Below are 14269 nucleotides of genomic sequence, written 5' to 3' on the forward strand. Positions count from 1 at the left end.
GCAAGGCCAGCTCCCACAAGGTTCTTGTGCGAGACAGTGTGGGAGCCGGCCTTGCCGGCGATGCGAGCGCCACGGTATCAGCTGCGGAAACTGTCCTTGTAAACCTGCAGCGCTTTCAGCCGCTCGCCCTTCAGTGCTTCACCCAGCGCCTGGCCAGTGAGCCCTTGCTGCACCAGTGGCTGCACCTGTACTGCCCGCGCTGCCGCCGCTGCACCGCGCAGGTAATCGGCTTGGGGGTACTGCCGCTGCTCCAGTCCCTTGCGTCCCCGAGCATCCATTTCACAAGCAGCAATGAACTCCTCAAAACGCTGCGGCCGACGATAAACATCGAAGCTTTGCAGCAGTTCAAGCAAGGTCGACGCCCTGAGTTCCAGGGCGCGGTGGCAGTGCGTGTGGTACTCACCGACCAGTGCCGCCAGCTCCTGACACTCACGTGGCACCTTGAAACGCTGGTTGACGGCTTTGATCAGCTTGAGCCCGCGTTGTTCGTGAGCGATGTGCCGCGGCCATTCCTCCTCCGGGGTAAGCCCTTTGCCCAGATCGTGGAGCAGGCAAGCCCAGCGCACGCTCAGGGGTTGCTGATGCTGTGCGGCTTGTGCGAGGACCGAGAGGGTGTGTATGCCAGTGTCGATTTCCGGATGGTGGGCTGCAGGTTGCGGTACGCCGAACAGAGTGTCGAGTTCAGGCATCAGCTCTTTGAGGGCGCCACAATCGCGCAGCACCTGAATGAACACCTGAGGTTGATCCTCCATCAGTGCCCGGGAAATTTCTTTCCAGTTGCGCTCGGCGGTGAGTGCCTGGAGTTCACCGGATTCGCTGAGCTGGCGCATCAGCTCAATGGTTTGCGGCGCTACCTTGAAACCCATTGCGGCATAGCGCGCGGCAAAGCGGGCGACGCGCAGGACCCGCAGGGGATCTTCGGCGAATGCCGGGGAAACATGGCGTAAAATTCGGGCTTCGAGATCTTTCTGGCCGCCATAAGGATCGCTGACGTTACCCTGCTCATCTTCGGCCATGGCGTTGATGGTCAGGTCGCGCCGGATCAGGTCTTCCTCGAGGGTTACCTCGGGGCTGGCGTGAAAGGTGAAGCCACCGTAACCGCGGCCACTCTTGCGCTCGGTGCGCGCCAGGGCGTATTCCTCGCCGCTTTTGGGGTGGATGAACACCGGAAAGTCGGCACCCACGGGCCGATAGCCGAGTGCCTGCATTTGCTCTGCGCTAGCGCCGACCACAACCCAGTCGATATCACTGACCGGCCGGCCGAGCAGGCGGTCGCGTACGGCACCGCCGACTTTGTAGATCTGCATGAAAATCCTCCGTTGATGCCACAGGATACCCTGTCTGGCAGCAACGGAGGGCTGGCTAGAGGTGCACGACCGCCAGGTCCAGGCGCCCGTACTCGGCCTCGCCATGCTCGCCCTTGGGCGGCACGTGGTGGGTTTTCATGATCTGGTCACCCTGCAGGGTTTCCAGGTGGATATCGAAGCCCCAGAGGCGGTGCAGGTGTTTGAGAACCTCCTCGGTCGAGTCGCCTAGCGGCTTGCGATCGTGTTGCTGGTGGCGCAGGGTCAGGGAACGGTCGCCACGACGGTCAATGCTCCAGATCTGCACGTTGGGTTCGCGGTTGCCCAGGTTGTATTGGGCGGCCAGGGTTTCACGGATGATCCGGTAGCCGCTTTCGTCATGGATGGCCGGTACCAGCAGGTCATCGCGCTGGTCGTCATCGAGGATGCTGAACAGCTTGAGGTCGCGGATCACCGTGGGTGACAGGTACTGCAGGATGAAGCTCTCGTCCTTGAAGCTGCTCATGGCGAACTTGATGGTCGACAGCCAGTCGCTGCCGGCGATTTCCGGGAACCAGCGGCGGTCTTCTTCGGTGGGGTGTTCGCACATGCGCCGGATGTCCCGGTACATGGCAAAACCCAGCGCATAGGGGTTGATGCCGCTGTAGTAGGGGCTGTCGAAGCCGGGCTGGAACACCACGCTGGTGTGCGACTGCAGGAACTCCATCATGAAGCCCTCGGTGACCAGGCCTTCGTCGTACAGGTCGTTCATCAGGGTGTAGTGCCAGAAAGTCGCCCAGCCCTCGTTCATCACCTGGGTCTGGCGTTGCGGGTAGAAGTACTGGGCGATCTTGCGCACGATGCGCACGATCTCGCGTTGCCAGGGTTCGAGCAGCGGTGCGTGTTTTTCGATGAAGTAGAGAATGTTCTCCTGCGGCTCGGCCGGAAAGCGCGCGTTGTCACGGTCGCTGTTCTTGTCGGCACCTTTGGGAATGGTCCGCCACAGATCGTTGATCTGCTTTTGCAGGTGTTCTTCGCGTTCCTTCTGCCGCCGCCGTTCCTCCTCGGCGGAAATCGGGTAGGGGCGTTTGTAGCGGTCGACACCGTAGTTCATCAGGGCGTGGCAGGAGTCGAGCAGGTCTTCCACCGCATCGATGCCGTGGCGCTCCTCGCACTGGGTGATGTACTGCTTGGCGAACACCAGGTAGTCGATGATCGAGCTGGCATCGGTCCAGGTGCGGAACAGGTAATTGCCCTTGAAGAAGCTGTTGTGCCCGTAACAGGCGTGAGCAACCACCAGGGCCTGCATGCAGATGGTGTTTTCTTCCATCAGGTAGGCAATGCACGGGTCGGAGTTGATCACGATCTCGTAGGCCAGGCCCATCTGGCCTCGGCTGTAGGACTTCTCGGTGCTGAGGAAGTGTTTACCGTAGGACCAATGGTGATAGCCCAGAGGCATGCCGACGGACGCGTAGGCATCCATCATCTGCTCGGCGGTGATCACTTCGATCTGGTTGGGGTAGGTGTCCAGGGCATAGCGCTCGGCCAGGCGGCTGATTTCCCGGTCATAGGCCTGGATCAGTTCGAATGTCCATTCGGACCCGGTGGATATGGGGTGGCGCTTCTGCTCTCTAGCGGTCATGTCACTAACCTGCGCTGGAAGAGTTCACGGAAGACCGGATAGATATCGCCGGCCGACACCAGCTGCTGCTGGGCGAACGTATCGGCAAAGGCTTCGCCGATGCGTTCATATTCGAACCACAATGCCTGATGTTCGCGGGGGGTGATCTCAACGTAAGTGTAGTACTGGACGAACGGCATGATCTGCTTGGTGAGGATTTCGCGGCAGATCGGTGAATCATCGTTCCAGTTGTCGCCGTCGGAGGCTTGGGCGGCGTAGATGTTCCATTCGTTGGCCGGGTAGCGTTCGGCCATGATCTCCTGCATCAGTTTCAGGGCACTGGAGACGATGGTGCCGCCGGTTTCCCGGGAGTAGAAGAATTCCTCTTCGTCGACTTCACGGGCACTGGTGTGGTGGCGGATGAACACCACTTCGATTTTGTCGTAGTTGCGCTTGAGGAACAGGTACAGAAGGATGAAAAAACGCTTGGCGATGTCCTTGGTGGCCTGGGTCATGGACCCGGAAACGTCCATCAGGCAGAACATCACCGCTTTCGAGCTGGGGTTGGGTTGCTTGATCAGCAGGTTGTACTTGAGGTCGAAGGTGTCGAGGAAAGGTACGCGGTTTATTCTTGCGCTCAGGCGCTCAATTTCGGCTTCTATTTCCTGAATATCGCCGAAATTGTCTGGTTCTTCCCGTTTAAGTCGCGCCAGTTCCTCTTGCGCTACACGCAGTTTGGCGCGGCTGCTGCCAGACAACGCGATGCGTCGGGCGTGAGCCGAACGCAGCGTGCGGATGATGTTGATGCGTGACGGGTTACCTTCATTGCTGATACCGGCCCGCACGGTCTTGAAGGTGTCAGTGCCGGCCAGGTGGCGTTTGACCAGGTTGGGCAACTCCAGGTCCTCGAACATGAATTCGAGAAATTCCTCCTGGGTAATCTGGAAGACGAATTCGTCCATGCCCTCGCCGGAATTGCCGGCCTTGCCTCGCCCGCCGCCGCCACCGCCACCCTGTGGCCGGGCGATGTGTTCGCCGGCGGTGAATTCCTTGTTGCCTGGGTGGACCACAGTCTGTTTGCCACCGCGGCCGTGGTGAAGCACCGGCTCGTCGATATCACGACCGGGAATGCTGATCTGCTCACCATGCTCCATGTCGGTAATGGAGCGGCGACTTACGGCCTCCTCGACGGCTTTCTTGATGTGGTCACGGTAACGCCGCAGGAAACGCTGGCGGTTGACCGTGCTCTTGTTCTTGCCGTTCAGGCGTCGGTCGATCACATAGCTCATAGGCCCCTCCGGGGAGCTGAAGACTCAAGCTTCAAGCCGCAAGCCGGGCCAGGCGGCTGACAAGAGCCTGGCGCAGAGCTTGCGGCTTGCCACTTACAGCTCGGTCACTGCGATTTTCTGACCCGCAGGTACCATTCCGAGAGCAGCCGAACTTGCTTGTCTGTGTAGCCGCGTTCCACCATTCGAGTGACGAAGTCGTTGTGTTTCTGTTGATCCTCTTTGCTCGCCTTGGCGTTGAAGCTGATGACCGGCAGCAGGTCTTCGGTGTTGGAGAACATTTTCTTCTCGATCACTACCCGCAGTTTTTCGTAGCTGAGCCAGGTCGGGTTCTTGCCGTTGTTGTTGGCCCGGGCGCGCAACACGAAGTTGACGATCTCGTTGCGGAAATCCTTCGGATTGCTGATGCCCGCCGGTTTCTCGATTTTCTCCAGCTCTTCGTTGAGTGCGATGCGGTTGAGGATTTCGCCGGTTTCCGGGTCGCGGTACTCCTGGTCCTGGATCCAGAAGTCGGCGTACAGCACGTAGCGGTCGAAGATGTTCTGACCGTATTCGCTGTAGGACTCCAGGTAAGCAGTCTGGATTTCCTTGCCGATGAACTCGATGTAACGCGGTGCCAGGTACTCTTTCAGGTAGCGCAGGTAGCGCTCGCGCACTTCGGCCGGGAACTGTTCCTGTTCGATCTGCTGCTCCAGCACGTAGAGCAAGTGCACCGGGTTGGCAGCGATCTCGTGAGGATCGAAGTTGAACACCTTCGACAGGATCTTGAAGGCAAAGCGGGTCGACAGACCGTTCATGCCTTCGTCCACTCCGGCAGCGTCGCGGTATTCCTGGATCGACTTGGCTTTCGGGTCGGTGTCTTTGAGGTTTTCGCCGTCGTAGACGCGCATCTTCGAATAGATGTTCGAGTTTTCCGGCTCTTTGAGTCGCGACAGCACGGTGAACTGGGCGAGCATCTTCAGGGTATCGGGTGCGCAATGGGCCTTGGCCAGCGAACTGTTGAACAGCAGTTTGTCGTAGATCTTGATCTCGTCGCTGACCCGCAGGCAGTAAGGCACCTTGACGATGTAGATCCGGTCGATGAACGCTTCGTTGTTCTTGTTGTTGCGGAAGCTGTGCCATTCCGATTCGTTGGAGTGGGCCAGCAGGATCCCGGAATAGGGGATCGAACCCAGGCCTTCGGTACTGTTGTAGTTACCTTCCTGGGTGGCAGTCAGCAACGGGTGCAGAACCTTGATGGGCGCCTTGAACATCTCGACGAATTCCATCAGGCCCTGGTTGGCCCGGCACAGTGCGCCCGAATAGCTGTAGGCGTCGGCATCGTTCTGTGGGTATTCCTCGAGTTTACGGATATCGACCTTGCCGACCAGGGCGGAAATATCCTGGTTGTTCTCGTCACCCGGTTCGGTTTTGGCGATGGCGATCTGGTTGAGGATCGACGGGTACAGTTTGACCACCCTGAACTGGCTGATGTCGCCCCCGAACTCGGCCAGTCGCTTGGTCGCCCAGGGCGACATGATGGTATTCAGGTAACGCCGCGGAATACCGAAGTCTTCTTCGAGAATCGCGCCGTCTTCCGTGGCGTTGAACAGCCCCAGAGGCGATTCGAAGACCGGCGAGCCCTTGATGGCATAGAAGGGCACCTTCTCCATCAGTTGCTTCAGTTTTTCCGCCAGGGAGGACTTGCCGCCACCCACGGGGCCGAGCAGGTAGAGGATCTGTTTCTTCTCTTCCAGGCCCTGAGCGGCATGGCGGAAGTAGGAGACGATCTGATCGATGCACTCCTCCATGCCATGGAAGTCCTCAAAGGACGGATAACGGCGGATCACCTTGTTGGAGAAGATTCGCGACAGCCTTGAGTTGTTCGAGGTGTCGACCAGTTCCGGCTCGCCGATGGCCATCAACAGGCGTTCAGCCGCCGACGCGTAAGCACTGCGATCGCTTTTGCAGAGCTCAAGGTACTCCTGCAGCGAAAGTTCTTCCTGACGGGTGGACTCGAAACGTTGTTGGAAGTGGCTAAAAATACTCATGACGTCACCTCGCTCGATACGTGGAGCCGACGCCGGATCAGTCAGCTGATGCTGGCATGCAATCGACGAATGCCGATTGCTGTATACCCCCCAGAACACCTAGAACTCGCTACCGATGACCCGCACGCCGGTGTACCGGCTCTCCCCTTTTTGGATGGCCTGGGCTTAAGGATAGTTCGTAATCGGGGAGGTCAAGGGCGGTTGCGCATGAAGTTCGCCATGACCGTTCGTCTGGTCAGGCGCGAGCCCGCACAGGACGCGGGCTGCGGCAGGTGAAAAAAATTATTCGGTAGTGCCTTGAGCGGTTTCTGCCGGGTACGTGCCACGCCACAGCTCAAAGCCACCGTCGAGGCTGTAGACGTCGGAAAAGCCCTGGCTGACCAGATAGGCGGCAGCGCTCTGGCTGGAGTTGCCGTGATAGCAGACCACCACAGTGGGGGCGTCGAGGTCGGCGCCGCGGATGAAATCTGCCACCGAATGGTTGTCCAGATGCCTGGAACCGGTGATGTGGCCGAGGGCATAGGTTTGCGGGTCGCGAATATCGACCACGACCGCACCTTGCTCGCGCAGCGCCTGAGCCTGCTCGGGAGGGATGCGTTTGAATTCGCTCATGGGTACGGTTTCCTTCAGGACTGGTCGCTTATTCTAGCGGGTTGTGCTGGCGCTGGTAGAGGGCGTGGTGTGCCTTCGTCGGTGCAGTCGCAACGATGGAACTGGCCACTGTCGACGTTGTACAGGGTCATCGCCCCGCCCCAGACGCAGCCGGTGTCCAGGGCAATCACGCCTGGCTCCTTGCAGCGGCCTTCAAGTGCCGCCCAGTGGCCAAAGATGATCTTCACATGCCGCGAGCGCCGCCCTTTGTGGGCGAACCACGGCTTGTAGCCCGGCGGGGCGGTCTCGACACCTTCTTTGCCCTTGAGGTCGAGCTTGCCTTCACTGGTGCAAAAACGCATGCGGGTGAAGTAGTTGGTGATCACCCGCAGGCGGGTCACGCCACTGAGATCTTTGCTCCACTTGTTCGGCTCATTGCCATACATACCGTCCAGGTAGGGCTTGAGGCGGTTGTCGTCGCGCAGCACTTCCTCGACCTCACTCGCCAGCTCCAGCGCCTTGCCCAGGGTCCACTGCGGTGGAATGCCAGCATGGACCAGGACCACGCCACGCTGCTCGTCGTAGTGCAGCAGTTTTTGCTGTCGCAACCAGTCAAGCAGTTCGTCAGCGTCCGGCGCCTGGAGAATCTCGCGCAGGGTGTCGCTCTTTTTCAGACGCTCGATGTTGTGCCAGGCCGCCAGCAGGTGCAGGTCGTGGTTACCCAGCACACACACCAGTGATTCACGGATGGAATACAGGAAGCGCAGGGTTTCCAACGACTCCGGGCCGCGGTTGACCAGGTCACCGACCAGCCACAGGCGGTCGACGGCGGGGTTGAAGTTAACTCGTTCAAGCAGACACTTGAGCGGTTGCAGGCACCCTTGCAAGTCACCTACTGCGTACACCGCCATCAGTGCAGGGCTCCGGGAACGGCCAGGCGAAACGGGGCGATGATGGCCTCGAAGCGCTTACCGTCTTCGGCGAACATCTGGTAGCTGCCCTGCATGGTGCCGACCTGGGTGCTGATCACTGCGCCACTGCTGTAGGTATGGCTCTTGCCGGGTTCGATCAGCGGTTGCTGACCGATCACGCCTGCGCCCTTGACCTCTTCGACCTGGCCATCGCCATTGGTGATCAGCCAGTGGCGCGACATCAGTTTGGCTGGCACCGAACCATTGTTCTGCACGGTAATGGTGTAGGCGAAGGCGAAACGCTCGTTTTCGGGGTCGGATTGTTCTTTGAGAAAGCGGGTCACGACGCTGACGTCGATCTGGTAGCGGGGATCAGACATGCAAGGGGCCTTGGAAGCAGACGCGGATACGGCAATTGCGTCCAGTCTAGGCTATTGGCGGGGTTGCCGGCCAGTCATGCGGGCATGACTGGCCGTTGCAGCGGCTTAGTGGCTGCCTTGTTGCTCGGCCAGCTTGTCAGCCAGGCGGACGAAGGCGGCCAGGTCCAGCTGCTCCGGGCGCAGGCTGCCGTCGACGCCAGCGGCTTCGATGGCTTCGCTGCTGAGCAGGGCCTTGAGGGTATTGCGCAGGGTCTTGCGGCGTTGGTTGAAGGCTTCGCGGACGATGCGCTCAAGCAGGCGGTGATCCTTGGCCGGGAACGGCAGGGTTTCGTGCGGAACCAGGCGCACGATGGCCGAGTCGACCTTCGGTGGCGGGTTGAATGCACCGGGGCCGACGTTGAACAGATGCTCGACCCGGCAGTGGTACTGGACCATGATCGACAGGCGGCCCCAGTCGCCACCACCGGGACCTGCAGCCAGGCGCTCGACCACTTCCTTCTGCAGCATGAAGTGCATGTCGCGGATCAGCTCGGCATTGGCCAGCAGGTGGAAGATCAGTGGCGTGGAGATGTTGTACGGCAGGTTGCCGACCACGCGCAGGCTGTTCGGCGCGGCGCCCAGGCTGGTGAAGTCGAACTTCAGGGCGTCGCCCTGGTGCAGGCGGAAGTTGTCGCGGCCAGCGAATTGCTGGTTGAGGATCGGCACCAGATCCTTGTCCAGCTCGACCACGTCAAGCTGTGCGCCGCTGCCCAGCAGGCCTTCGGTCAGGGCGCCCTGGCCCGGGCCGATTTCCAGCATGCGATCGCCCGCCTTGGCGTGGATTGAGCGCAGGATGCGGTCAATGACCCCGGCATCGTGCAGGAAGTTCTGGCCGAAGCGCTTGCGCGCCCGGTGTTGGTATTGCTCACTCATAGTCGGGTCTCGGCCATCTGGTAGGCGGTTTCCAGGGCGACTTGCAGGCTGCCGGTGTCAATCTTGCCGCTGCCGGCCAGATCCAGGGCGGTGCCGTGATCGACCGACGTGCGGATGATCGGCAGGCCCAGAGTCACGTTGACGGCGGCGCCAAAGCCCTTGTACTTGAGTACGGGCAAGCCCTGGTCGTGGTACATCGCCAGCACTGCGTCGCAGTGCTCCAGATATTTGGGGGTAAACAGGGTATCGGCGGGCAGCGGGCCGCGCAGGTCCATGCCTTCGCTGCGCAGGCGCGCCAATGTGGGTTCGATGGTGTCGATTTCTTCATGGCCAAGGTGGCCACCTTCACCGGCGTGCGGGTTCAGGCCGCAGACCAGGATGCGCGGATTGGCGATGCCGAACTTCTGTTGCAGGTCGGCGTGCAGGATCCGCGTGACGCGTTCCAGGCGTTCCGGGGTGATGGCGTCGGCTACATCGCGCAGGGGCAGGTGAGTGGTCACCAGGGCCACACGCAAGCCGCGAGTGGCCAGCATCATCACCACTTGCGCAGTGCCGGTGAGGTCGGCGAGGAATTCGGTATGACCGGAAAAGGCGATACCGCTCTCGTTGATCACACCCTTGTGCACGGGCGCGGTGATCATCCCGGCAAAATGCCCATCCAGGCAGCCTTGGCCTGCGCGGGTCAGGGTTTCCAGGACAAAAGCGGCATTGGCCTTGTCCAGCTGGCCAGCCACCACCGGGTTCTGCAGTGGTGTATCCCAGACATACAGGCTGCCGGCTGGAGCAGGCTGGTCTGGAAGTGCGTCGAGGCTGACCGGGAGCAGATTGACAGCCACACCCAGCTGCGTGGCCCGCTCGGCGAGCAGGTCACGGCTGGTGATGGCAATCAGGGGGTGAGGCTGGGCTTGCGCGGCGAGCAGCAGGCACAGGTCGGGACCTATACCGGCCGGCTCACCGGGTGTGAGGGCGAAGCGCTGAAGTTTCACTGGGAGGCCTGATCGGCGCCAGGAAGCTTGATTTCAACGTAGGCTTCGTCACGGATCTGACGCAGCCAGGTTTGCAGCTCTTCGTCGTACTTGCGGTTACGCAGTACGTTCATCGCTTGCTGCTCACGGGCTTGCTCGGTGCTGTCAGTGGCGCGACGACCGATGACTTCGAGGACATGCCAGCCGTACTGGGTTTTGAACGGTTTGGTGACCTGGCCCTGCTGGGCGTTGGCCATTTCCTCACGGAACTCGGGCACCAGGGCATTCGGGTCGATCCAGTTCAGGTCGCCGCCGTTGAGAGCCGAACCCGGGTCTTCGGAGTAGCTCTTCGCCAGCTGGGCGAAATCTTCACCGTTCTGGATGCGCTCGTAGAGTTTCTCTGCCAGTGCTTTGGTAGCCGCTTCGCTGCGGATCTCGCTAGGTTTGATCAGGATGTGGCGAACGTGCACTTCGTCACGGACCATGGTCTGACCGCCACGCTTTTCCTGCAGCTTGAGGATGATGAAGCCGCCCGGGGTGCGGACCGGCTCGGTGACATCACCCACCGACATCGAGCTGAGCATGCGGTCGAAGGGAGGTGGCAGCTGAGCCGCTTTACGCCAGCCCATCTCACCACCTTCCAGCGCGCTTTCGCTTGCCGAGCGGGCGATGGCCAGTTGAGCAAAATCGGCCCCCTGCTTGAGTTGCAGGTAAACCTGCTCCGCTTGCTTGGCTGCGGCCTGGATGGTGGCCGAATCAGCACGTTCCGGGGTAGGGATCAGGATGTTGGCCAGACGGAACTCTTCCGACAGCTGCATCTTGCCCATGTCCGAGGCGAGGAAGTTCTTCACTTCCTGCTCCGACACCTGAATGCGCTCGGCGACACGACGCTGACGCACACGGCTGATGATCATCTCGCGACGAACTTGCTCGCGAGCATCGTCATAGGACAGGCCGTCGCGGGCCAGGGCTGCGCGGAACTGCTCCAGATTCATGCCATTGCGCTGGGCGATGGTGCCGATGGCCTGGTTCAGCTCTTCGTCGGTGATGCGGATGCCGGAGCGGTCGCCGATCTGCAGTTGCAGGTTTTCCACGATCAGGCGTTCAAGCACCTGTTGATCGAGCACGCCAGCAGGCGGCACAGCGCCGCCACGCTTGGCGATGGTCTGCTGCACTTCACGCACGCGCTGGTCCAGCTGGCTCTTCATGACCACGTCGTTATCGACGATGGCCACAACGCTATCCAGTGGTTGCACCGCGGCATGCGCCGCGCCGCTCAGCAATACAGCGCCCAGCAACAGCGGGCGCAGACAATCAGTAAGCTTGGTCTTCACGTTCACGATAACCTTGAATGCCTTTGTCGAGGAAAGACTCGACCTTATTGCCCACTACGCCGCCGAGGCCTTTCAGCACAACCTGCAGGAAGACGCCGTGGTCACCTTTTTCGTTTTGCGGAGTTGCCTGGCTGAAATCGTCGTAGTCAATCCAGTAACGGTTGATCAGACGCAGCTTCCAGCAGCAGTTGTCGTACTCGAAACCACCGAAGGCTTCCAGGGTACGGTTGCGGTTGTAGTCGTGCTGCCAGCGGGCGATCGCGGTCCACTGCGGAACGATCGGCCACATGACCGAGAAGTCATGTTGCTGGATCTTGTAGTAGTCCTTGATGTAGTTCGGGTCGCCTGGTTTGCCGTAGTCGCCACCGCCTACTTGCCATTGGCCGGTAGTGCTGTTGTAGGAGACCGTGTCATTGCGGTAGCGGTAACCGAGGTTAACAACCTTGTTGACGTTGTCTTCAGGCTGGTAGTGGAACATCGCGCTGCCCGAACGGGTGCTGTGGCTGTCCGGGTCCCAGTTGAAGTCGGAGTTGAAGCGCCAGTCGCGGTTGAAGCGGTAGGCGTACTCCAGCGCGTAAGGCGATACATCCGATTGGGCGTCATCACGGGTTTTCCAGTCAATGCCTGGAAGCTGGACCTTGCGGTCCTTGAAGTACAGTGCTTGGCCAATACTGAATGTTTGGCGCTCGAAGCCGTTTTCTTCAATCCAGCGGTTGGTCACGCCCAGCGACAGCTTGTTTTCGTCGCCAATACGGTCAATACCGGCGAAGCGGTTATCACGGAACAGCGAGCTGTAATTGAACGTGCTCTCGCCAGAGTCGAAGATTGGAATATCCTTCTGGTCTTCATAGGGCACATACAGGTAGTACAGGCGCGGTTCCAGGGTCTGGCGATAGTTTTTCCCGAACCACTGAGTGTTACGGTCGAAGTACAGGCCGCTGTCTACGCTGAAAATGGGCACATTGCGATTTTGCGTGCCTTTGAAGTTACCCTGCAGGTCTACAAACTCAGGGGTTGCGGTCGCCAGATCGTTCTTGCCTTTACTGTCCAGATCAAGATCGTAATGAGTGGTCATATACTTGATCGAAGGCGTCAGGTAACCGTAGGTCGCGGTAAGAGGCAGGCTAATTTTCGGTGCTGCGTTCAGGCGGGTGCCGTTTGCGCGGGCCAGACCGAATACGTTTTCGTCAAGCCTTTTGCCACCAATGACATTGCCAGATGCATCTGTAACAGCGCCAGCAGTGAGGTCTGGATTACCATCCTCGTCGAAAACTAGGTCATTTTTCAAATTACGGTCAAACCGAACAGCTTCCGTCTCATAACTGAGGTCCAGGCCACCCGGATGATAAGGCAGCATCCCGTTGATGGTGACTTGTGGCAGCTTGTCATACGGAGTGATCTGCGAAATGGTCGCCAGCTCAAAGGCCTGCACGTTCAAGCGCGCAGTGTAGCTGTCGCCACGCCAGGTCAAGGCACCTTGCTGATTGAGGAAGTCCTGGCTTTCGACACCAATCTGATCCGATTCCAGATCCTGGAAGTAGAACGGATCGCTGATGTCGGTGTAGTCGACTTCAGTCAGCAGACGCTCGTCAAGGCCGCCCTTGTGCTGCCAGTTGACCATCCAGCGCTGGTCTTCGTAGTCGGTCTGTTCTTTGCGCTCGTCTTCCTTGTCATTCAGGAAAGCACCACCGAACTGACCTTCACTGGACTTGGTCAGGTAGCGGAACTCGCCTTCCATCAACATGCCGCGCTTGGCCATGTAGCGTGGATACAAGGTGGCGTCGTAGTTTGGCGCCAGGTTGAAGTAGTACGGCGTGACCAGCATGAAGCCGGTGTCACTGCTGGTACTGAACGATGGCGGCAGGAAGCCGGACTGGCGGCGGTCGTCGATCGGGAAGTAGATATACGGCGTGTAGAACACCGGAATATCCTTGACCCGCAGGGTGACGTTGGTCGCGGTACCGAAACCGGTGGCCGGGTTCAGGGTGATGTTGTTGCCCTTGAGCTGCCAGGCGTTGCTGTTCGGCTCACAGGTAGTGTAGGTACCATCCTTGAGGCGGATGATGGCGTTCTCGGCGCGCTTGGCGTACAGCGCGCTACCGCGGATGCGCGACTTGTGCATCACGTATTCGGCGTTGTCGACCTTGGCTTCACCGGTGTCGAGCTGAATGTCGGCATGGTCGCCAACCACCAGCGAACCGTTGTCACGGATCTTGACGTTGCCGGCGAGTTCGCCACGATTCTCGGCCTGGTACAGGTTGGCCTCGTCGGCTTCAACCTGCATGCTGCCCTGGCGCATGACCACATCACCGGCGAGGGTGGCGATCTGCTGCTCTTGCTGGTAGCGGGAAACCTTGGCACCGATGAAGGTCGGGGCTTCGTCTTTTGGCGTGGTGTCATCCATGCCCGGACGGGTCGGCTCGATATAGGCGCCGGCACAGTACGGCCCGGTTTCGGCGAGCTGGGCAGGGGTCAGCTGATCACGCGGAACCCAGTCCAGGTGGCTGTAGTCGGCGCTGCGGGATTTCAGCACACGGCCTTTGCTCTCGGTAACGAGCATCGGGCCCTTGCCGGCCTCTTCGACGGCTTCGCCGCTCTCAGCGGTGGCTTCACCCGTCGAGCTGGCAGCTGCACCCGGATGCACCGGACGAGGCGGCAGCGCGGCAGCATTGGCTTTGGGCTTGCAGTCCCAGCCTCCGGCAGCGGACACTTGGCAGTCGAATTGCTCTGCGGCGACCACATACGAGGTGGCCAGAGGTTGCAGCGCCAGCAGACCGCCGGTGACCAGCAACGGGAATTTTTTACGAAACGCGGGGGATTTCAATGCCATCTTATTAGTCCGGGCTTCCTGCGTGCCATCTGCCCGCGTGTGGGGCCGCACGCCTCTCGATGGTCTGAAAAAGATGCTGGATAATAAAGCATGACCCGCTTGACGGCTAGGGCCGTCGGAGACCCT

General features: G+C 60.0%; 11 protein-coding genes. All 11 read right to left on the bottom strand.

Annotated elements, in window-relative coordinates:
* Window positions 1-77 precede the first annotated feature (77 nt).
* Entirely contained in the window at window positions 78-1307 is a 1230-nt protein-coding gene (locus tag AC07OF_RS09330; protein WP_495072781.1) for a multifunctional CCA addition/repair protein, read from the bottom strand.
* A gap of 55 nt (window positions 1308-1362) precedes the next feature.
* Complete coding sequence (locus tag AC07OF_RS09335) at window positions 1363-2925, bottom strand: SpoVR family protein (protein ID WP_157190933.1); 1563 nt, start codon at window positions 2923-2925, stop codon at window positions 1363-1365.
* A complete protein-coding gene (locus tag AC07OF_RS09340; protein WP_038606029.1) occupies window positions 2922-4193 on the bottom strand; it encodes a YeaH/YhbH family protein in 1272 nt (423 codons plus the stop codon). The genes AC07OF_RS09335 and AC07OF_RS09340 overlap by 4 nt, the downstream gene beginning before the upstream one ends.
* Window positions 4194-4297: 104 nt before the next feature.
* On the bottom strand, window positions 4298-6220 hold the full coding sequence (locus tag AC07OF_RS09345; protein ID WP_157190934.1) for a PrkA family serine protein kinase: 1923 nt from the start codon (window positions 6218-6220) through the stop codon (window positions 4298-4300).
* 282 nt (window positions 6221-6502) lie between these two features.
* Window positions 6503-6832, bottom strand: coding sequence for a thiosulfate sulfurtransferase GlpE (gene glpE, locus AC07OF_RS09350; protein WP_476446440.1), 330 nt, complete (start codon window positions 6830-6832; stop codon window positions 6503-6505).
* Between the two features lie 14 nt (window positions 6833-6846).
* Window positions 6847-7722 (bottom strand): symmetrical bis(5'-nucleosyl)-tetraphosphatase, encoded by an 876-nt coding sequence (locus tag AC07OF_RS09355; protein ID WP_157190936.1) that lies wholly within the window; start codon window positions 7720-7722, stop codon window positions 6847-6849.
* A complete protein-coding gene (gene apaG / locus AC07OF_RS09360) occupies window positions 7722-8102 on the bottom strand; it encodes a Co2+/Mg2+ efflux facilitator ApaG/CorD (protein ID WP_038606039.1) in 381 nt (126 codons plus the stop codon). The genes AC07OF_RS09355 and apaG overlap by 1 nt, the downstream gene beginning before the upstream one ends.
* A 105-nt stretch (window positions 8103-8207) precedes the next feature.
* A complete protein-coding gene (gene rsmA, locus AC07OF_RS09365; protein ID WP_157190937.1) occupies window positions 8208-9014 on the bottom strand; it encodes a 16S rRNA (adenine(1518)-N(6)/adenine(1519)-N(6))-dimethyltransferase RsmA in 807 nt (268 codons plus the stop codon).
* On the bottom strand, window positions 9011-10000 hold the full coding sequence (gene pdxA / locus AC07OF_RS09370; protein ID WP_157190938.1) for a 4-hydroxythreonine-4-phosphate dehydrogenase PdxA: 990 nt from the start codon (window positions 9998-10000) through the stop codon (window positions 9011-9013). The genes rsmA and pdxA overlap by 4 nt, the downstream gene beginning before the upstream one ends.
* Entirely contained in the window at window positions 9997-11313 is a 1317-nt protein-coding gene (locus AC07OF_RS09375) for a peptidylprolyl isomerase (protein ID WP_157190939.1), read from the bottom strand. Before AC07OF_RS09375 ends, pdxA begins: the two co-directional genes overlap by 4 nt.
* Entirely contained in the window at window positions 11294-14143 is a 2850-nt protein-coding gene (locus tag AC07OF_RS09380; protein ID WP_495072782.1) for an LPS-assembly protein LptD, read from the bottom strand. Before AC07OF_RS09380 ends, AC07OF_RS09375 begins: the two co-directional genes overlap by 20 nt.
* Window positions 14144-14269: the final 126 nt, after the last annotated feature.

The sequence above is a fragment of the Pseudomonas sp. GW821-FHT10B02 genome, from assembly GCF_059415665.1.

Bases quoted from the DNA above. Each gene is read 5' to 3' on its own strand.
- AC07OF_RS09355 (WP_157190936.1), bottom strand. From the start codon at position 7,722: ATGGCGGTGTACGCAGTAGGTGACTTGCAAGGGTGCCTGCAACCGCTC.
- apaG (WP_038606039.1), bottom strand. From the start codon at position 8,102: ATGTCTGATCCCCGCTACCAGATCGACGTCAGCGTCGTGACCCGCTTT.
- AC07OF_RS09345 (WP_157190934.1), bottom strand. From the start codon at position 6,220: ATGAGTATTTTTAGCCACTTCCAACAACGTTTCGAGTCCACCCGTCAG.
- AC07OF_RS09380 (WP_495072782.1), bottom strand. From the start codon at position 14,143: ATGGCATTGAAATCCCCCGCGTTTCGTAAAAAATTCCCGTTGCTGGTC.
- rsmA (WP_157190937.1), bottom strand. From the start codon at position 9,014: ATGAGTGAGCAATACCAACACCGGGCGCGCAAGCGCTTCGGCCAGAAC.
- AC07OF_RS09340 (WP_038606029.1), bottom strand. From the start codon at position 4,193: ATGAGCTATGTGATCGACCGACGCCTGAACGGCAAGAACAAGAGCACG.
- glpE (WP_476446440.1), bottom strand. From the start codon at position 6,832: ATGAGCGAATTCAAACGCATCCCTCCCGAGCAGGCTCAGGCGCTGCGC.
- AC07OF_RS09330 (WP_495072781.1), bottom strand. From the start codon at position 1,307: ATGCAGATCTACAAAGTCGGCGGTGCCGTACGCGACCGCCTGCTCGGC.
- AC07OF_RS09335 (WP_157190933.1), bottom strand. From the start codon at position 2,925: ATGACCGCTAGAGAGCAGAAGCGCCACCCCATATCCACCGGGTCCGAA.